The sequence below is a fragment of the Paenibacillus sp. FSL R5-0912 genome, assembly GCF_000758605.1.
Classification (GTDB): domain Bacteria; phylum Bacillota; class Bacilli; order Paenibacillales; family Paenibacillaceae; genus Paenibacillus_AQ.
On sequence record NZ_CP009282.1, the window covers coordinates 3,321,163 to 3,340,214 of the forward strand.

Genomic DNA, 19,052 nt, shown 5'->3' on the forward strand with positions numbered 1-19,052 from the left:
GATGCTTTTCATTTTTTCATGTTTTGACCTTGAACTTGATCTTTCCAATAGCGTAGCGAAAAACAAACAAACTTTCTTCTTTATGTTGGTAGGTTTTATGTTAATAGGTTTTATGTTGATATCGCCCCAGTAAACACTCATTGCAATGTATAATAATTGGGGTATAGGAATACTCACTTCAATGTATATTTAGTGGGGTATCGGTATACTCATTGTAATGTATATTTAGTGGGGTGTCGGTGACGTTAATCACTCACTTACATGTATATTCATTGGGGTAATGGTTTTCTTTGCAATAATATATTCATTAATGCACTCAAACAGATATTCGGATTTGGTAAACTGCCAAAACTGATCCTTCGTTTTTACATTAAGACCGGAACAATTCCACTCGATATTCTTATCAAATCTCAAAAACTTTCTCAATCCATTGTCATACACATAAAAGAAACCTTTGTCGCTTACTTGATATTCCATTATTATTATCTCCTTTGAGTTGAATAATAGGAGAGGTAAGCGAATTTTCACGTTCACCTCACCAATTAAGTTAATCTACTTTATGTCCTGCTGTCGTGTATTTGAATTCATTTTTACCTGTCAAAGCAAAACTGAATACGCTAGGCTTTGAAATCCCTATAGCAGAATGTCTACCACGATTTTCAAACGCATAACTTTTTTTAAAACTCTCTTCTGACAGTTTCAGGTCAACGTCAAATAAGCCTTGCATGGCTGCAAGGTCAATTGTTGTTTCTAGATGTCCGTTGTTGACAAGAATCTTGCCGTTTAGATTAAACTTGCGCTTAACATCATAGTACGCCTGTGTAGACGTTTCATGCTCCAGCGTGTCTATTAAATCATATAATTCTAACTGCTCCATATAGCGGCTGTGAGTGTCTTTAAAATCCTTGCTGTAATGTCCCATGTAACTAGAATCAATGGTTAGGAGGATTAAACGGGCTTCTCTACTCTTAGGAATGGGGATATTGTAATAGGATATGATTTGTAGGAGGGTAGAACCTGCATATTTAGTGAAATAGTTCCTGCGGTTGATACCATTGATTGCGTTAATGTTGGCTGATTCAGTATTCACTTTGTCATTTGGCATTATTTTAACTACATGATTATCCCATGTCATTCCTTGTTCAACGGCAATATCAACGCATACTGTAGGTTTATGTATATGTTCCGTGGAATAAATTGAATTGAAATCATAAAAGTATTTGACTTCGTAACCAAATAATTGATTTAGGATAGCGCAAGAGAAGAGGGAATCCAAATCATCAGACATACATAGATTAAATTTGCCATGTTCTTTATTATTACACCATTGTGGAAATTGTGCTATAAGTTCATTTTTCATAATTAGATGAAATGAAAATCATCTAACTCATACTTTTGATACTCCCTATCAAAATGACTGGTTTGAATTTACTTGCTACAGTACCCAATCGTTTCAACAAAAGGAGTTAAATTGAAAATTCATTCATTTTTTACACCTGCCTCAATAAAGTTTTTATATTGCTTGACTCTGTATTCTGACATTTCACCTTTGTTGTTCTCGTAAAGTGATATGAGAGTGCTGGAACATCCTAAGTGTGCTGCAACGATGTTTTGCTTAATTTGCTGCTGAATCCGTTTGATTTTCCACTCCATTCGATCATTCATTATAGTTATCTCCCTAAAATTTTTTATGAAATAAAGAGGACAGCGGAATTATCCGCCATCCCCGTTTGGATTATGTATTAGGCTTTCAGAGTGTACTGGGCAACGGCTTTCTTGGAACCTACACGAAGAGTTGCTTCAGCAGTAACCAAACCACGGATACTATCTCCGGTTTTAGCAAGTGCTTCAAACTCAGGTTGACGCAAGTAGTCAAGGGCAAGAGCACTCGCATCAAAGATTGTCATCTTGTTAGCGGCTGCATGACGGGACAGAACAAAGTTAACCGAACCGTAATTGGTTCTCACAATGTCTACAATCAAACCGAAGACATTTTGCTGTGCAATGTAACTGTATTTATCTTTGTACAGAGCATCTACTTGTTCTTTCAGATCAGCGTTAACCAGTGCGAAGTATTGACCGGATTGATTACCCTGATCCCACAACTTTTTAACTGTTGCTTTGATTTCATCTTCGGTAATTACACCGCTTGCTGCACCTGTTAAAACGTTAGAAGTATGCGCCCACTTCTCAATACCATCCATCTTACGAATGAAAGGAGTCAGGGAACCATCATTACGAGCACCAGAAGTGATTGCTTTCTCCATTGCTACTTTAACTTCAAGCAAACGGTCAGCCACTTCACCAGAGAATAGATTACCCTGACCAGAAACATTGATTGCGTTTGCTGTTCCGCTAATGGAAGCCCCTTTCTGGAAGATTTGCAGAATGTTATTGAGTTCAGCACGACCCGATTCATAGAAAACAGGGGATTCATTACCTTCAACAACACTGATATCATCAGTAGTATCGAGTGACTTTTCTCTCCATGTCTGAACAGTACCGTTTGCTTTGCCTACAAGTCCTTTAGCCATCAATAGGGAAGTCAGTGGAGTGTCCTGGATACCGATTTTTGTAATTTCATTGACCAAACTAATTTTCTCGCCAGCAGTTAGATTCGAAGTTTTAAGCATAATTTTAATCATCCTTTTCTAATTTTAGTTTTGTTTTAGTTGAACAGTTTTGCTAATTTTGCACCGATCATGCCATTTACATCATTCTTAGCGGCTGCTTGATCATAAGCCGTTGTTTGTTTGTGAGTATCAGGGACATAACCGTTATTGATTTTACGAGCATCAAGAATCTTGGATAGTTGTGTAATCTTGGCTTTCAATTCCTCAGCATTACTAACATTCAGAAATTCAGCAAAGTCATCGAGTTTATTTGCTTTCAACTCAATGCTGATTTCCTTTTTAAACAATTCCTGTTCACGTTGTTCCAGTGCTTTTTCAGCATCTGTCTTATCAACGGGTTTAAATTGCAGCAACTCATCACGTTCAGCATTTAGTGGAGTAAGTACCTCAGTTTCCCAAGTTGTCTTCGTGTCTGCTAACATCTGGTCGATGTGTGCTTGTTGTTCCGGCGTAAATTCCATTTTTTTCATCCTCTCATTAATGTTTTGTCGATTCTCTCATGTAAATTTTTTTATACAAAAAAGACGCACCAATTAAGGAGCGCCTTTGAGAGAACAAGAAGGTAACGTTAAGTCCTTCATTCACACCACATCAAATGATATGAGGTCAATGAAGGAATTACTGTTTCTTTCACTAATATAAAATTTATTGGAGTGCTAAAAAAGTCAGGTTTTATAAGGTTATATTGCATTGTTTCATTTATGGACAGTTTCCCCTCCCTAAAACACCATTAAGCAAATGTTGATTTTTAGGGTTATTTGCTGATTTAAGGTCTCCTTCACATGCAGGAGAGACTATAAAACGTTGATTTCTAGCCATAACGGAAAAAGTCAGAATCAAACATTGTATCCCCCTAAAACACATATCTAATTTTTTTGATGAATTAATAAAAACTCTTATTCTATAAGGGTTTATGCTGGTTTAAACTGTTTCTCGTTTCCGTTGTTTTGATTACATGGTTACTCATGTCTCCCATACTGATAAATAAGGTTCTGCTTTCCTTCCCTATTAGCGTTTTTGGGTGTTTTCTAAAAGCACCCGTTTTTTATCATGACCCCTATCATATGGGAACCTTTGACCTATTCAAATTATCCAATGATACCAAGGGTTTTTTGATGTTTAAAAAATAAAAGTGTGCTGTTTTTTGATGAAAATGGCTAAATACGACTTGATAAAACTATTGTTTTATATGAATATTAAAACTTAAATGAGGATAGCGGGGGAGTGTCCACTGTTTAATGCAAACCATAAATATTATCTCTTTATATCTCATATTAGCGTTTTTGAGATTTGTTTAATTTTGCAGCATAAACATTAGAGTTTAAGCGTGTTTCTAAAGCGGTAGCATTCAATTTCTGAATGGTAAAGTTTCTTTTTACCTTATTATCATATATATAAAAAATTTGAGTTGGTGAAATGGAGTAGGAAATACATAGTTAAATTGTGAGTTTCTAAAGCGCTAGTATTCGATTTCTAAACCCTTAACATTTTGCGTCCGTCATACTGGCGGTCACACTGAACTTAGGTTAAGTTCTGGTAGGACTTGATCTCACTATCACTATATAAAAATTCTGCCGCAACTATATTAGTCAGCATTTACATAGGTTAATGGTATGTGTTGGCTGGTGGTTATTTTGCTTACCGCATTTTGCGGTATGCATGTTTTGTCTCCCTAAAAGACCATTAACCATTATTTTACATAATGTTGAAATACGTTGATTTATCAATGTTTAAAGATGATTATTTTATATGCTGCGTGTATATTCAGGATTTTTCCATTATGACATTTACAAAAATACGTTGATATTGCTGGAGAAATACAAAAATCCTAAAACCTTAACATTTTTTTCAATTATCAATGAGCGTAAATCAAATGCTATATCAAATGTGGTCATAGATCATTGCCACATGTTTGCGGGATATCCGCGACAGCCACGCAATCACTGCGTTACTGTTTCGGCCTACTCCCTATAGGCCATCGTCAGGCGGTTAGATGTACATAGTTACATTGCACAGTGTATCAATGCAATAGAGTTTGACTCCAGCATCATCATAAATGAAATTCTCACCATTATGATCTAGTTCACAATGATATGACTTGCCAATCGTAATATCTGGAACATCAAATTTATTGTCAGCAATTTTTAACGTATTGGCTAAAGTAATATCATCAGTGATTTTTTTAGGTGTAATGAATGAGAGCGCATGTACAATGTTCATTGATGGATCTTCTTGTTTGGCTCTGTACAAATCATGTAGCGTGATATTATCACGTTCAATTGCGTTTAATACAAACCCTTCAACAGGTTGTTTAAACAATCGTTGCAGAGTATCCTTTACTGGCAATTTTACAAGTTCCTCATAAGTGGAATATTCATAGTGATAAGCGCCGATTTCTTTTGCTAAGGCAATTGAAAGGAGCGGCTTGTTATCATTGTTAAACAACATACGAGATTCAAATTCATTGATGAATTTAATGCGATCTTCATTAGTTTGAAGGAAGAATCTGAAGTTTTGAGCCATAGCAGTTTTCTGACCAACTTCACAGTTTACCAGTACATCCTCGATTGATACATTTTTAATTGTCATTGTCATTTTGAATCTCTCCCTAAAAGTTATTTGATTAAAAAAGCATATTACTAAAAAAAGTAAATTTACAGACTTGATATAAAAATGGAGATATGTTGATGTGTCGAAAGTTGTCGTTATTTTCAACTATTTATATATCAATCGAGTTTAATGGATTGTATTTCTCATTTTGTTCAGCCAGAGCCGTTCCCCAAAGAGCAAAATAGCGTAACGTCATGGAGACGTTGGTATGCCTGAGGATTTTCTGCACAGTTCCGATATCACAACCTGAAACAATCATGCGGTGGGCTGCTGTATGTCTGAATGTATGGGCAGATAATCTCACATTTTTGAAGTTCATGATTGCTTTTAGATGTTTGAATACCATTTTTAAAGCATTATCAGTAAGTTGCTTTCCGTCTCTGTCTGTAAAAACATACTCAGGGAGAGAAGGGAAGTACTTTTCCGCAAACATTCGGTATTCAACAAATTCACGCTTTAATTTGTCCGTCATTGGAATGCTGCTGGCTACTTTCTTTTTTCCATTAACAGTGATGATTTGATTTGTAAGATCAACATCTGACCACCTCAAATTTACAGTTTCGCCTAAACGACAGGCAGAACCGATTAGGAAGATGATTAGAAAGTAGTCACGATAGGAGTAGAGGGATTTATCACGGAATTTCAATTTCTGATAAAACCGAAGCATCTGCTTAAGTTGTTCATCTGTAAACACTTCAATTTTCACGTTCTCTTTGGCGAAGGTAATTCGTTTTGTAGGATTAGTTTTAGGGGTGAAGAGTTCCATTTCAGATTCAAAGTAATTAAAGAATATTTTGAGGATATGCAACTTGGTGTTTATAGTCGTGGGATTATTACCTTTTTCCTTAGCAGCAAGGAGATACTGCTTAACTAGGGATGCTGTACAGTCTTCAACATTAATAATTTCATTATTGATACAGTACTCATGGAATTTACTCATTTCGGCCATATAAGCGGCAAGGGTACGATCAGATACATTGCGATATTCGCGATCCTGGCGAAACTCAACCAATCCAAACTTCATAAGCATAGAAAAAGCCACCACCTTAAAGGAATTGTGTCCTTAAAGATGATGGCTTCTTCAATTATAAACGTGTCACAGTGTGACCACTAATTATAGATAAGGGAAGAATATGCTTCAAACCCTTGCTACAATTGAAAGTATAGGACGGATGGGGTTCGAACCCATGACCCCTACCCTGTCAAGATAGTGCTCTCCCGCTGAGCTACCGTCCTGCAACGAAATTTATAATACCATACGATGTGAGGGAATGGCAAGATTTTTTTATAACGTTGAAATAGCTTAGGGCCAGCCGTGATTTGACAGGTGAGATTAATCCCTTTACTGGCGGCAGATGATAACTTAAGGCTCAGGTCCCGCTGAATGTGAGCGGGGCTTTTTTTGCAGCGAAAAAGTTGAGCGACACGGAAAAGATTATATATTATAATGATGGCGTTGCCTGGGAATATCTCTCAATCATTCCATTATACATAATGAAGCCGAAGGAGTTCTTCTAATGATCGTAACTTTGCATGAATCCGGGTGGCCTGAGCCCGGGATGGGTCTGAAATATGTTGTGATTGTCATGAAGCAGGGGGAGGACTGGATTCTGGTGCGGCACCGCGAGCGGTCTACATGGGAATTTGCCGGAGGACATATTGAAGCAGGAGAGAGTCCTGATGAAGCTGCCGCCAGGGAACTGTATGAGGAAACAGGCGTTGAGGCGTACAAGTTATACCCTCTAGGCGTATATTCGGTCAGAAGTGAAGAAGTACCTGCGAGCTACGGGATGCTGTACTTTGCAGCTGTAGATAAGTTCGGCCCCCTGCCCCCATATGAAATGGAGGAGATTCGCAGATTCAGAGAAATTCCGGAAGCGGTTACGTATCCCGGGATATATCCCACGCTTATCGCGAGAGTAACTGAATATACCAAGCAGCTGAGCTAGAATGCCAATGAAACCAGATATATTGAGCAATTGTACTTTGGTGCGCAATAATCATACCCTTGAACGGAGCGATTGCCATGTCTATGCCTACTCATATTGTCGCGGTCGGAGGGATTGTAAAGAATGAACTGGGAGAAATTTTGCTGGTCCGAACGTTTAAGGGCGGCTGGGTGTTCCCCGGCGGGCAGGTGGAGGCAGGTGAGAATCTTATGGAAGCGCTAACCCGTGAAATACAGGAGGAAAGTGGCATCCTCACTGTTGTTGACCGGCTGATCGGCGTGTATTCCAATACGGGGATGTACAAAGGGCATGACGGTGTAACCGATGTTCCGACCAAAGTGATGTTGGACTATGTGTGCCGGCCAATCGGCGGGGCATTAGCAACATCGGATGAAACATCGGAGAGCTGCTGGATCAGCCGGGATAAAGTGCTTGAGATGATTACTAGTCCCGCTATCCGCACCCGTTATGAAGCTTATCTGGCGTTTGACGGTACAGTTGCTTATATGGCCTATCAGACCAAGCCTGAATTTATAGTTAGTCTAAGCAGGAAGATATAATGCAGTATCATATAAGGAGATTCTAGATGAACGTAGAATATGGGAAGTTAACTTTTCTGGAGATTAAGCAAAAAGTAGCCGAAGGCTATATGGCTATTATTCCAACCGGCTGCACGGAGCAGCAGGGGCCGCATTCGACGGTGGATTTTGATATCTGGTTGGCCACCGAGCTGTCTATTGAGGCAGCAACTATGGCAAATCTGAGCTACGGTGTGAAGTCGCTGGTAATTCCGACGATTCCGTTTGGTCCTACTCCCGAGCACCGTAATTACGGATATGGCTACATCGACATCCCGCAGAAGGTATATGAGGATGTGATTTATGCGGTTCTGGTTTCACTGGCCGGCCAGGGGTTCAGGCAGCTCGTGATTATGCGCGGCTGCGGTGGACATATGCTGAACCAGGTCGCTGTGAAATTCAATCAGGAGTATGCAGGAAAAGCCATAGTTCATATTCCGCATCATCCGTTCCATGAGGTCTGGTGCACACATGCCGATCCACATATTCCGGGTGGTCATGCCGACAGCTTCACCACATCACTGGGGCTCTACAAACATCCCGAGTGCATCCGTGAGGAGCTGATTGAGAATCCCGACAGCAGTGAACCGGATTGGGATGATCCCGGACTCGACTTCACCAACTACTCGGCAACGGGTGTCATTGGTGATCCAACTCATGCCAGCGAAGAATTAGGACGCAAGCTGTGGAAGGGCTCTGTAGAAGCTATAGCAGCCGAACTGCAGAAAATTGCTGGACAGGCTGCTGAGATTCGTGAGGCTGTAATGGAAACGTAGGCAAGCAGCAGAAAGATAAAAGCGAGATAGTTAAGCCCCATAGCTTCGTCCATGTTAACCGCGACGGCGGCTTGGAGAAGCCAGTGGGGCTATTACTATAGCTGGCGTTGCGAATGCGAAGGTGGTTTGCAGCTTTTTTATGCGAGAGATCATGTTATTGCTTCTCAAGTCCGAGTTCCGTGTAAGTTTGTGAACGGCAGAGAATAAGGTAGAATAGGGACACCAATTGCTGTGAGAAGAGGTTAGTTTATGAGCGATGAGAATTCGAAGTTCAAGCGGCTTGGAGAGTATCTGAAATCTCGCCGGAACCGGCTGCAGCCTGAAGCTGCTGGGCTTAAGGAAACTAACAGCTAGCGCAGAACACCCGGACTACGGCGGGAGGAAGTGGCGATTCTGGCTGGTGTCAGCAGCACCTATTACACGTGGCTGGAGCAAGGCAGAGAAGTTACCGCTTCCAGAGAGATTATGGAGAGTCTCAGCCAGGCCCTGCGCTTGACCCCTGATGAGCGGATGCATCTGTTCGAGCTGTGGAATCCAGGTATGCCGGATACAGTTCCTTCTATTAATACGGTGAGTCCCGATCTGAATCCGCAGTGGCGGGATATTATCAGCCAGCTGTCTTATCCGTCTTTTATTACGAATGAGCGGTCCGAGGTTCTGGCCTGGAATGATAAGGCGGGTGAAGTCCTTAGTGATTTCGGGAAGCAGCCCGCTTCCGAGCGTATTATGCTCCGTCTATTGTTTCTCGATCAGGGGCTGCGCCGCCGGATGCTGAATTGGGAGGAGTTCGCGCTCTACTCAGTAGCTGTGTTCAGAACCTATTATGACATGCATCTGCACGACCCCTGGTACAAAGACATGGTAGTGAAGCTTTGTGAGGACAGTATGGATTTCGCTGACATGTGGAAACTGCACAACATTCAAGGCAAAAAAGTAAATCGTGTAGTCATACAAAGTCTCGGCACGAATCAGTCTGTGACTTATGACATCAACTCTGTGGCAAGTCTGGCCGACCACCCGTGTCTGCATATCTGTATTTATACACCTGTGGCAGAGAGCCTAGAATCGAATTAAGTCATTTGAACGGCCGGTCTGCTGCTATTTCTGTGCTGTTCCCTGGTAATGATCTTACTAGCATAAACGTACTGTGGCTGCTCCATGGCAGGAAGGCTACAATAGGGACATATCCGAAGAATCTTTCACCGGGAAAAGAGGGAGACAACCGAATGCAGACAAGAACACTGGGAAACGAAGGACTGACAGTATCGGCTCTGGGACTAGGAACGATGATGATGCCGGACAATGAAGAGTCGGTAAAAGTGATCCATGGGGCACTCGACCTAGGAGTAACCCTGATGGACACAGCGGATATCTATGGAGATTTCGCGTTTCAGCGTTTTGGCAGCAATGAGAGGCTCGTGGGTCGCGCGCTTAAAGGCAGACGGGATAAAGCGGTCGTTGCGACCAAATTTGGCATTACGCATACTCAGGGCCCCAAGGGTGATCCGGCTTATATCAAAAAATCCATAGATGCCAGCTTATATCATCTGGGTATGGATTATATTGATCTGTATTATCAGCACCGTCCTGATCCGAACACACCTATCGAGGAGACTATAGGCACGCTGGCTGAACTGGTCAAGGAAGGAAAGATCCGCTACATTGGCTTATCGGAAGCTTCACCTGAGCTGATACGCCGGGCACATGCGGTACATCCCATCACGGCACTGCAGACAGAATATTCGCTCTGGAGCCGGGAGGTGGAGGATGAAATACTGCCGCTGGTCAAAGAGCTGGGCATCGGATTCGTGCCTTACAGTCCGCTGGGCCGCGGATTTCTGACCGGTCAGATTAAAAGCTTTGACGACCTGCCGCTGGACGATTACCGCCGTCACTACCCGCGGTTCCAGGGAGAGAATTTCGCCAGAAATCTCGAAGTGGTCTCTCTGATCGTGCAGATGGCAGCCGAGAAGGACTGCGCTCCTTCGCAGCTTGCGTTGGCCTGGCTGCTTGCGCAGGGGGATCAACTTGTGCCAATCCCGGGAACCAAGCGGCTGGAGCGGCTACAAGAGAATCTCGGCGCGTTGCAGGTGGTGTTGTCAGCGGATGATCTGGCCCGGATCGAGCGGATCTCCCCGCAGGGTGTTGCAGCCGGAGGGCGCTTTCCCGGCCATTAAAGGCAGAAGGTTTGAGAACTGCAGCAGCATCGGTTATGCATCGAAATCCAAAAGCGTTCTTATCTGCACCGCTTGTTTTTGTGAGCGGTAAGATAAGGCCGCTTTTTAAAGTTGCGCCGGCATACCGCCAATGTTCGGATTCTTGCGAAAACGAAAACGAAAACGAAAACGAAAACGAAAACGAAAACGAAAACGTAAACGAAAACGAAGACGGAAGCAAGTAACAAGTAACAGGTAGCAGGTTAAAGGTAGGAGGTAGCAGGTAATAAGTAGTAGGTAGCAGGTGACGAGTAGTAGGTAGCAGGTGACGAGTGACAGGCGACAGATGACAGGTAACAAGTAACAGATGACAGGTGTACTGGAGCAAGTGTTCATCGCAATGTTAAGCGGACTGAGAGGACCCTATTTCCCGGAAAAGGCGCTTTTTGGGGCTGAATCGGACTGAGATTCCGTTATTTTGTTCATCCGGCCCCAAAGTGAGGGGCCGCCGGGCATATAAGAGATTCTGAGTCCGATTGACCGGCGTATCTGCCTGATTTGCAGGAATAACGGAATCTCAGTCCGCCTCTTCAGCCAGTTGACGAGGGCAGATGAAGTACCCGTTCATACCTCGTCAAAATGGGGAAACTCCGCATGATCATGCAAGATCCCGCGAGTTCCCGCCAAGTTCCCGCTCATACCTCGTCAAACTGGGGAAACTCTGCCAGTTTCCGCCAACCACAAAGGATGTTTTCGCTGCTATACAGCAGCCATTCTCCTATTAGAGACTAATTAGTGCATGTCCCGCGGAGCAGTGCTTAGAGCTCGGCACTGCTAACTCTCGCCGCCACGGCACTGCTAACTCTCGCCGCCACGGAGCTACTAACTCTAGCTGCCACGGAGCTACTAACTCTAGCTGCCACGGAGCTACTAACTCTAGCTGCCACGGAGCTACTAACTCTAGCTGCCACGGAGCTGCTAGCCCTCGCCGCCACGGCGTTGCAAGCTCTTGAGGCGCTCGGTCTCCTCCCCAATCCGCGCGATATCAATCCGTTCGAACAATAATTCCAGCTCCAGCACCGGCTGATGTGCCGGAACGGACACTGGCTGCCATAAAGGCTGTTCTAAGGCAAAGAAATGCCTGATCTTGCCGCAGGAGAATGGAATGAACGGGTTCAACAGATTAGACAGATTAGCGGTGATCTGCACACAGGTATACAGCGTGTTGCCGCAGGCGGCGGGGTCATTCCTAATCTGCAGCCACGGCTGCTGCTGATCGAAATATTTGTTGGCCTGGCGGATATGGGTGAAGACATGCTCCAGCGCTTCTTTGAAGCTGCCCCCCTCAATAAGTCTCCCGGTCTCGCTGTACAGAGTATTAATGCTGCTGGCCCAAACGGCATCCATTGTACCCTCAGGAACCTCGCCATTCCAGAACTTATTCACGAATACCAGACTGCGGTTAACGAAATTACCGAAGGCGCCCAGCAGCTCGCTGTTATGGCTGTAGATGAATTCTCTCCACGAGAAGTCGGCATCCCGTTTCTCAGGACCGTTCGCCGTCAGGAAATACCGGATGGAATCCGGGTCGTAGCGGCTGAGAATATCCGGCACCCAGACGGCCCAGTTACGGCTTGTGGAGAATTTCTCCCCTTCCAGCGTCATGTATTCACAGGAGAAGATGCGGTCCGGCAGATGCAGGTCTCCAGCACCCAGCAGCAGAGCCGGCCAGATCAGGCTGTGAAAAGGCACATTATCCTTGCCATGCACATAATAGGCCGTAATGGGAGGGTACGCGGCGTCTTTGCTCTCAGTGGATTCCAGCCAGAAATCCTCCCAGCGGTTGCCGGTCCCGGCAGCCCACTGCTTGCTGGCGGACAGATAGCCGCTGACCGCTTCGATCCACACATAGATTTTCTTGTCCGTGAAGCCGTCCACCGGAACATCCACCCCCCAGTCCAGATCCCGCGTTGCAGCGCGGTCCTGCAGTCCTTCCTGCAGATATCTGCGGGTTAAACGCACAGCATTGTCTCTCCAGCCTTGCGCAGAATCTACGTATTCTGAAAGTGCGCCCTGGAAGCTGGACAGTGACAAATAATAATGCAGGGTGGAACGCAGCACCGGAGGGGTTCCGCAGATTTTGCAGGTACGCTCCAGCAGGTCAACCGGGTCGAGTATCGTAGAACAGTAATCACATTGGTCACCCCTGGCCTGCTGTCCGCAGACCGGGCAGATTCCCTCTACATAGCGGTCCGGCAAGTAGCGCTGATCCTGCTCACAGTAGCATTGGAGCGTAGACTTCTGGTACAGATGGCCGTTATCCAGCAGCTTAAGGAACAGCTCCTGCACCACACTGTGGTGATGCTCCTGATCGGTCCGGGTGTATAAGTCATAGGTGAATCCAAGCGAACGGAAGCAATCGGCGAACTCCTGATGATATCTGCTGGCGAATTCACCAGGGGATACACCTTCCTGCGCTGCCTGTACAGCAACTGGAGTGCCGTGGCAGTCACTGCCGGAGACATACAGCACAGCGTCGCCTTTGGCACGGTGATAGCGGGCCAGGATATCTCCCGGCAGAATACTCGCAAGCCTGCCCAGGTGCAGGGAGCCATTGGCATACGGCCAAGCCCCTCCGATAAAAATGTTTGTCATGTCATTGTCCTCCTATAAGTTTTGTTGACAGATTTTCCTTGAAACGGCTTCGGACAAAACCCGTTTCGGAAAACATGTTTAGGTTTCTAAGCGCACAAAAAAGACTCTCATCCCCAAAAGGGACGAGAGCCTGCGCTCACGTGTTACCACCCAAATTCATCAATGCCTTGCGGCATCCACCTCTTCAGGTACGTCCGCATAAGCCTGCGGGTATACCCTAGCATGGTAACGGATGCGGGTTCCGGCGCAGCCTACGTCCCGTTTATGCGGGCTTCGATGCGCAGCTCTGAGACCATATTCCCGTGGGTTTTCTTTGCTCCTTTTCAGCGGCTGGAGCTCTCTGTGAAAGAATGGCCAAGGTACTCTTTCTCTTCATAGCTATTGTGGTTATCCTAATTACTGGATATCATATATGCAGGTGATGGCTTATGTCAACACCAGATACAGAAATAAAGGAGAATGAGACTTTTGCCGGAAAACAAGCAGGTAAAGAAAAGCTCAGGCATAATGGGATGGCTTGGTAGCGCGGGAGTACTGCTGCTGCTGAAGGGCAAAACTATTCTGTCTCTGCTCAAGCTGGGGAAGATTGCGGGACCGCTGATTTCGATGATGGTGTCTATCTGGGCCTATGCTCTGATCTCACCATGGCAATTTGCAGTGGGCTTCGTTGCCTTATTATTCGTTCATGAGATCGGCCATGTTATCGCCGCTAAGCGGATCGGGCTGCCGGTGAGCGCACCGCTGTTTGTTCCTTTTATGGGTGCATTAATTACGATGAAGAAACAACCGCTGGATGCCAGAGAGGAAGCCTACGTTGCTTTTGGAGGCCCTATTCTGGGGGGCATTGGCGCGGCCGCCGTCTTCGGAGCAGCTTATTATTATCAGAGCCCGCTACTCTTTTCACTGGCTTATGTCGGATTCTTTCTTAACCTGATCAACCTGCTGCCGATTCATCCGCTGGATGGGGGAAGAATTGCAACTGCGGTTACCCGCTGGTTATGGCTGGTAGGTCTGGTTGGAGGTCTGGCAGTGATCATCTATCTGAAATCTATTCTGTTCAGTATTATCTGGCTGTTATTTGCTTATGACATGTACAAGAAATATATCAGCCGGCGCACGAAGAAGCAGATGCATGCGGTTATGAAAAGCTTCCTGATACCGATTGAGGATTTGCAGGATCAAGGGTATCTGATTCCCGGACCTGAGCACAAAAGAGAACTACCTTTTACCACCTACAGTGATTTGAACCGCCAGCAATATCTTGGTGTCCGCTGGGATAATCTGGACTATTACGGTACAACGACTATGCCTGTACAGTCTATTATCAGTAAAGTCCGGATCGTGCAGCTGGACCAGCTGTATGTGGATGCTAAGCTGCAGCTGAAGATGCAGTGTGAGATCAGCTTTACGGTGTTTGATAATGATAAATATTATGATGTGCCGGCCGCGTCACGCTGGAGATATGGTATTGCTTATTTTGTACTCGCTGGCTTTCTCGGCGGCATGATGTACCTTGTGCATATCGTTGGCAATGTAAATCTGTAAGGATTCGTTTATGAAGCCCCTGATTCGTCAAAGCTGTATAGAGCCAAGAAGAACAGGGGGGTACAACTATGCGCAAGTCATTGGTGTGGAGCGGGGTCATTGGAGTGTGTGTGATGCTGGGGACGGCCGGATGTGCGGCTGGCAGTGAGGCTCCCGGATATACGGGGGTTCATAAGATGACTGGACTGGACGGGAGACTTGATACACCGGATGGTCTTATATCACCGGTTATGCAGGATGTGTACGACCGTTCGATTCCGGAAGAGGTGTATTCCATTCAATAGTCTGCCGGACGCGGCTTATCCGTCCTCCCTATCCCTGGAGCCCTCAGGCTCTATACAGGATATTAATAATTCTGTATAATGGCTCAATGTTGATAGGACCTACAGAGAGGGGTTAGAGGAGAATGGCAGTGGAAATCGTACATGTCACTACAGAGGAGCAGCTCCAGATGGCGCTTGCGATCCGCCATAAGGTATTTGTGGAGGAACAGAAGGTGCCGGCCGAAGAGGAAATTGATGAATACGATGTGATCGGAGACAATGCGCATCATTTCCTGCTTAAGGACAACGGTGAGCCGGCAGCTACAGGAAGACTGATTTATTACAAGGCAGAGATTGCTAAAATGCAGCGGATTGCTGTTCACGAGCAATACCGTTCCAAGGGTTTCGGACGGATCCTGCTGCTCGCTATGGAGGGGCACGCCCGTGAACTCGGCCTGGTAGCCTCAATTCTCGATGCACAGTGTCATGCAGAAGCCTTTTACAGCAAACTGGGCTATGAAGTGATTTCCCCGGAGCCCTTCTATGATGCCGGTATTCTTCACGTGAGAATGCAGAAAACGCTGTAATCAGGCCGGGTACATACTCTTTCGATTCTATGGACAAGCTATCTGGGAGCCAGATTGTTGGCTAATCCTAGGCGCGAAGGAGAAGATCCTAAGTGATGAACAACGAACGTGAACGCTTTATTGCAGCCCAAAGAAACGGTGATGGTGATCTGACCAAGTTCCAGACCTCTTCCGGCCGTGTGCTGGATTACCAGCAGGCACTTCAGGAGGTTCAGTCCGGGAGTATTGCCGGAGTCAACGCATTCAAAGGAAAAGATGGAGAAATGTATATTCGCGGCGATGCAGATGGAGATCCTACCAACAATCTGGATCAGCTTCCGCAATTTTAACTAGGTATAGATATTAGGATGAAACGGCCGGACAAGCGTCTATTCGATGCTAATGTCCGGCTTTTTTGTGTTGCGGGGAGGGGATGTCTCCCAGATATTTCTTATATTGCACGCCGAAACCGGTTTTATAATCGTGCGTTTTTCTTTTCTACTGCAAAAAGAAATAATTCCCTGAATTCTGCGCAACTTGTCGAATGGTTGGTAGTATACATTAACAGCATGAATTATTTGGAGGGGCTTTACAATGAGATGGAGAAAAATTGCTCTATGCGTGGTTGTGTTTTCCATGATGGGAAGCTCATATTTGTTCGCTGACGCTGTAAACCAGAAAATCAAAGTGTGGAGCAATGGAAAGGAAATAGCCGATGGCGGCTATTTGATTGACGGCAAGGCCTATATCCCTGCGAGAGAAGCGGGAGGTGTCGTCAGCTGGGACGGTTCAGGTAAAGTGACGATTCTCAAGCCTAATGTGCATATTGTGCTGTTCAAGGGCGATACGGTATTCGGCAATGTAAACACAGGCAAACTGAAGATGAAGATCCTTACCCAGGTTGACAGCCTGAAGGACAGCGTCTCAGCTGTGAAGGTGGCAATCACCGATCCGTCAGGGAATGTGAAGGATATTCTGGAGGATGCCGGCGGCTCGAAGAATGAGGACTTCTGGTTCTCCACCCCGGAATTCACCTATGATTTCAAAGAATCCGGTAAATACAGTGTAGGGTTCTTCATCAAGTCATCCAAGAGCGGAGATTACGTTCTTGTGTCAGAAAAGGTGGTTACGGCTTCGGCCAAGAATTAACCGCGGTCTGCAAATTGACCTGAACTTATCTTACGTGTTACGATACCAAATGTAGGATAATTCAATTTAAAGTGAGGTATTTCAATGAGCGATCACAAACATGAGCATGGCCATGAACATGGTGAAGCATGCGGTTGCGGACATGATCACGACCATGAGCACGAGGAGTTTGTGCTGACCTTGACGAACGAGCAGGGCGAAGATGTAGAGATGGTGCTGGTAGAAACGTTTGACGTAGGCGAGAAGTTATACGCACTGCTGCTCGAGCGCGAAAACCCTGAAGCAGACGGCATCATTCTGCGTATGGAAGAAGAAGACGAAGAAATGGTACTCTACAACATTGAAGATGAAGCTGAATGGAAAGCTGTTGAAGAAGCTTACAACGAGCTGCTGGCCCAGCAAGAATAGATTTCAGTGAATCAAGTACTTAGGCTTGCTGTCTTGGACAAGACAGCACCGCCTAATACAAAACCCCGATACTGTAATAGTATCGGGGTTTTGTATTGCTGCAGGGCCTGAGCCGATTAAGAAATAGGCTCAGCCTCAACAATTACTTTGATGTTGGTGATGCTGCGGTCCTCAGGGCCTTTGACCGGCAGGCCGATTTCCACATGGTCGATGATATAGTCAATGTTATCTTGGGTAATAACTTCACCAGGGAGAAGAATCGGGATGCCCGGCGGATAAACATAGATAAATTCTGCAATAATGTAGCCTGCAGACTCCCGGAAGGGAACCAGCTGTGTATCGGCGTAGAAGGCATCTCGGGGAATCAGGGCCAGCTGAGGGATATTCGGCACCTGTACCTTCATCTCATAGATCTCACCTTTGCTGTAATGAATCGCTGAGAGCACGCGCAGCGCGGCTAATAACTTATCTACCGATTCCTGGGTATCTCCAGGGGTAATCAGGCAAAGAATATTATACATGTCGCTGAGTTCTACTTCGATGTTATACTTCTGGCGCAGCCAGTTCTCGGTTTCGTATCCGGTAATGCCCAGATGGCGGACGTGAATGTTAAGCTTGGTCGGATCGAGATTGAAGGTAGCCTCTGTACCGAGAATTTCTTTGCCGAAGCTGTACAAGCCTTCAATGCTGTTAATGGCATCCCGGGCGTAGTTGGATAAGGCAATGGTTCTGGATGCCATCTCATGGCCGTTTAGCGCCAGATTACGTCTGGAGGTATCCAGAGAAGCAAGCAGAATATATGAAGTTGAAGTTGTGGTCAGCATGCTGAGAATGGTTTGTACCCGCTGAGGGTTAACAAGACCTGTCTTGGCATTGAGATTGAGTACCGAGCTCTGCGTCATGGAGCCACCCAGTTTATGCACGCTGGTTGCTGCCATATCCGCACCGGCCTGCATGGCCGATACCGGTAATTCCTCATGAAAATGAATCAATACTCCATGTGCCTCGTCCACAAGTACGGGAACCCCGTAACTGTGGGCCAGGTCGACAATCGAACGCAGGTCGGCGCACACGCCAAAATACGTCGGATTGATAACGAGGACACCTTTGGCATCCGGATGGCGCCTCAAAGCCCGTTCGAGCGAGCTTGTGGTTATGCCGTGGTCTATCCCAAGATTCTCATCCTGTACAGGAGAGACGAAAATAGGCTTGGCTCCGGAGAAAATAATGGCCGACATCACTGATTTGTGAATATTGCGCGGCACAATAATTTTATCTCCTTCTGAGCAGACAGAGAGGATCATAGTCATGATGGCATTGCTCGTGCCTTGTACACTGAAATACGTGTAATCGGCGCCGAAGGCCTCTGCAGCCAGCTTCTGAGCTTCAAGAATAACCCCGGTGGGCTGATGAAGATCATCAAGCGGTGCAATATTGATCAAATCTATGGATAGAGCGTTATCGCCGATAAACTCACGGAATTCGGCATCGGTCCCTAGCCCCTTCTTATGTCCCGGAATATGAAATTGAACTGGGTTTCCGGCGGCATGCTTTTTGAGAGCTGTGAAGAGGGGAGTTACATGTTGATCCATTTAATGCTGTCACAACCTTTCGCGAAGAGTCGATTTTTCAAAATATAAGGAAGTACTAGTTTATGCTATACTTGATCCTTATATTTCTCGTTGAAACGGATACCGCCCCTTAGAGGACTGACTAGCCATTTCTGCTTGAGCAAGCATCAGTATAACAAATCAATCACCATAA

20 protein-coding genes, 1 tRNA gene, 1 pseudogene and 1 other annotated feature are annotated in these 19,052 nt (G+C 45.4%); of the genes and pseudogenes, 12 read left to right on the plus strand and 10 right to left on the minus strand.

All coding sequences use genetic code 11. The annotated features are described in order from the left end of the window. Positions 1–249 precede the first annotated feature (249 nt). The 8 genes from R50912_RS13905 to R50912_RS13940 form a co-directional block, all read right to left on the minus strand. Positions 250–477, minus strand: coding sequence for a hypothetical protein (locus R50912_RS13905; RefSeq protein WP_042235625.1), 228 nt, complete (start codon positions 475–477; stop codon positions 250–252). Between the two features lie 70 nt (positions 478–547). Beyond that, positions 548–1,360, minus strand: a complete 813-nt coding sequence (locus tag R50912_RS13910) for a hypothetical protein (protein ID WP_052416320.1) — start codon at positions 1,358–1,360, stop codon at positions 548–550. Positions 1,361–1,479: 119 nt separating this feature from the next. Beyond that, positions 1,480–1,665 (minus strand): hypothetical protein, encoded by a 186-nt coding sequence (locus R50912_RS13915; RefSeq protein WP_042235628.1) that lies wholly within the window; start codon positions 1,663–1,665, stop codon positions 1,480–1,482. Between the two features lie 77 nt (positions 1,666–1,742). Further along, positions 1,743–2,633 (minus strand): SU10 major capsid protein, encoded by an 891-nt coding sequence (locus tag R50912_RS13920; RefSeq protein WP_042235631.1) that lies wholly within the window; start codon positions 2,631–2,633, stop codon positions 1,743–1,745. Between the two features lie 35 nt (positions 2,634–2,668). Next, complete coding sequence (locus R50912_RS13925; protein WP_042235634.1) at positions 2,669–3,094, minus strand: hypothetical protein; 426 nt, start codon at positions 3,092–3,094, stop codon at positions 2,669–2,671. Between the two features lie 1,528 nt (positions 3,095–4,622). After that, positions 4,623–5,228 (minus strand): hypothetical protein, encoded by a 606-nt coding sequence (locus R50912_RS13930; protein ID WP_042235636.1) that lies wholly within the window; start codon positions 5,226–5,228, stop codon positions 4,623–4,625. A 124-nt stretch (positions 5,229–5,352) separates the two neighbouring features. After that, positions 5,353–6,273: a tyrosine-type recombinase/integrase gene (locus R50912_RS13935; RefSeq protein ID WP_042235639.1), complete on the minus strand. Its 921-nt coding sequence runs from the start codon at positions 6,271–6,273 to the stop codon at positions 5,353–5,355. A gap of 134 nt (positions 6,274–6,407) precedes the next feature. Beyond that, positions 6,408–6,479: transfer RNA gene (locus R50912_RS13940), tRNA-Val, on the minus strand. A gap of 281 nt (positions 6,480–6,760) precedes the next feature. On the opposite strand from R50912_RS13940, the gene R50912_RS13945 reads away from it, so the two are divergent. The 6 genes and pseudogenes from R50912_RS13945 to R50912_RS13965 all read left to right on the plus strand — a co-directional run bounded on the left by R50912_RS13945 (position 6,761) and on the right by R50912_RS13965 (position 10,723). Continuing rightward, positions 6,761–7,192 (plus strand): NUDIX hydrolase, encoded by a 432-nt coding sequence (locus R50912_RS13945; RefSeq protein ID WP_042235642.1) that lies wholly within the window; start codon positions 6,761–6,763, stop codon positions 7,190–7,192. A 77-nt stretch (positions 7,193–7,269) separates the two neighbouring features. Beyond that, positions 7,270–7,752, plus strand: coding sequence for an NUDIX hydrolase (locus tag R50912_RS13950; protein ID WP_042235645.1), 483 nt, complete (start codon positions 7,270–7,272; stop codon positions 7,750–7,752). Between the two features lie 26 nt (positions 7,753–7,778). Then, on the plus strand, positions 7,779–8,546 hold the full coding sequence (locus tag R50912_RS13955) for a creatininase family protein (RefSeq protein ID WP_042235647.1): 768 nt from the start codon (positions 7,779–7,781) through the stop codon (positions 8,544–8,546). A gap of 366 nt (positions 8,547–8,912) precedes the next feature. Further along, positions 8,913–9,053, plus strand: a pseudogene (locus tag R50912_RS36200) (helix-turn-helix domain-containing protein); the annotation flags it as partial. A gap of 33 nt (positions 9,054–9,086) precedes the next feature. Further along, positions 9,087–9,620 carry an MmyB family transcriptional regulator gene (locus R50912_RS13960; protein ID WP_269322112.1) on the plus strand — a complete coding sequence of 178 codons (534 nt, stop codon included), beginning with the start codon at positions 9,087–9,089 and terminating at the stop codon, positions 9,618–9,620. Between the two features lie 152 nt (positions 9,621–9,772). Next, positions 9,773–10,723 (plus strand): aldo/keto reductase, encoded by a 951-nt coding sequence (locus tag R50912_RS13965; RefSeq protein ID WP_042235649.1) that lies wholly within the window; start codon positions 9,773–9,775, stop codon positions 10,721–10,723. 957 nt (positions 10,724–11,680) lie between these two features. On the opposite strand, the gene metG is transcribed toward R50912_RS13965, so the two are convergent. Continuing rightward, a complete protein-coding gene (gene metG / locus R50912_RS13970; RefSeq protein WP_042235652.1) occupies positions 11,681–13,357 on the minus strand; it encodes a methionine--tRNA ligase in 1,677 nt (558 codons plus the stop codon). A gap of 115 nt (positions 13,358–13,472) precedes the next feature. After that, positions 13,473–13,742: a binding site (T-box leader), on the minus strand. A 74-nt stretch (positions 13,743–13,816) separates the two neighbouring features. Here metG and R50912_RS13975 point away from each other — a divergent pair. The 6 genes from R50912_RS13975 to R50912_RS14000 all read left to right on the plus strand — a co-directional run bounded on the left by R50912_RS13975 (position 13,817) and on the right by R50912_RS14000 (position 17,288). Beyond that, a complete protein-coding gene (locus R50912_RS13975; RefSeq protein ID WP_042235655.1) occupies positions 13,817–14,902 on the plus strand; it encodes a site-2 protease family protein in 1,086 nt (361 codons plus the stop codon). Positions 14,903–14,970: 68 nt separating this feature from the next. Next, positions 14,971–15,186 (plus strand): hypothetical protein, encoded by a 216-nt coding sequence (locus R50912_RS13980; protein WP_042235658.1) that lies wholly within the window; start codon positions 14,971–14,973, stop codon positions 15,184–15,186. Between the two features lie 122 nt (positions 15,187–15,308). Beyond that, positions 15,309–15,752: a GNAT family N-acetyltransferase gene (locus R50912_RS13985; protein ID WP_042235661.1), complete on the plus strand. Its 444-nt coding sequence runs from the start codon at positions 15,309–15,311 to the stop codon at positions 15,750–15,752. Positions 15,753–15,844: 92 nt separating this feature from the next. Further along, positions 15,845–16,081 carry a DUF3892 domain-containing protein gene (locus R50912_RS13990; protein ID WP_039297904.1) on the plus strand — a complete coding sequence of 79 codons (237 nt, stop codon included), beginning with the start codon at positions 15,845–15,847 and terminating at the stop codon, positions 16,079–16,081. A 244-nt stretch (positions 16,082–16,325) separates the two neighbouring features. After that, positions 16,326–16,880: a hypothetical protein gene (locus R50912_RS13995; RefSeq protein ID WP_039297906.1), complete on the plus strand. Its 555-nt coding sequence runs from the start codon at positions 16,326–16,328 to the stop codon at positions 16,878–16,880. An 84-nt stretch (positions 16,881–16,964) separates the two neighbouring features. Further along, entirely contained in the window at positions 16,965–17,288 is a 324-nt protein-coding gene (locus R50912_RS14000; protein ID WP_019911532.1) for a DUF1292 domain-containing protein, read from the plus strand. Between the two features lie 116 nt (positions 17,289–17,404). Here R50912_RS14000 and R50912_RS14005 read toward each other — a convergent pair whose 3' ends face one another. Beyond that, complete coding sequence (locus tag R50912_RS14005) at positions 17,405–18,880, minus strand: aminotransferase class I/II-fold pyridoxal phosphate-dependent enzyme (RefSeq protein ID WP_039297911.1); 1,476 nt, start codon at positions 18,878–18,880, stop codon at positions 17,405–17,407. Between the last annotated feature and the right edge of the window lie 172 nt (positions 18,881–19,052).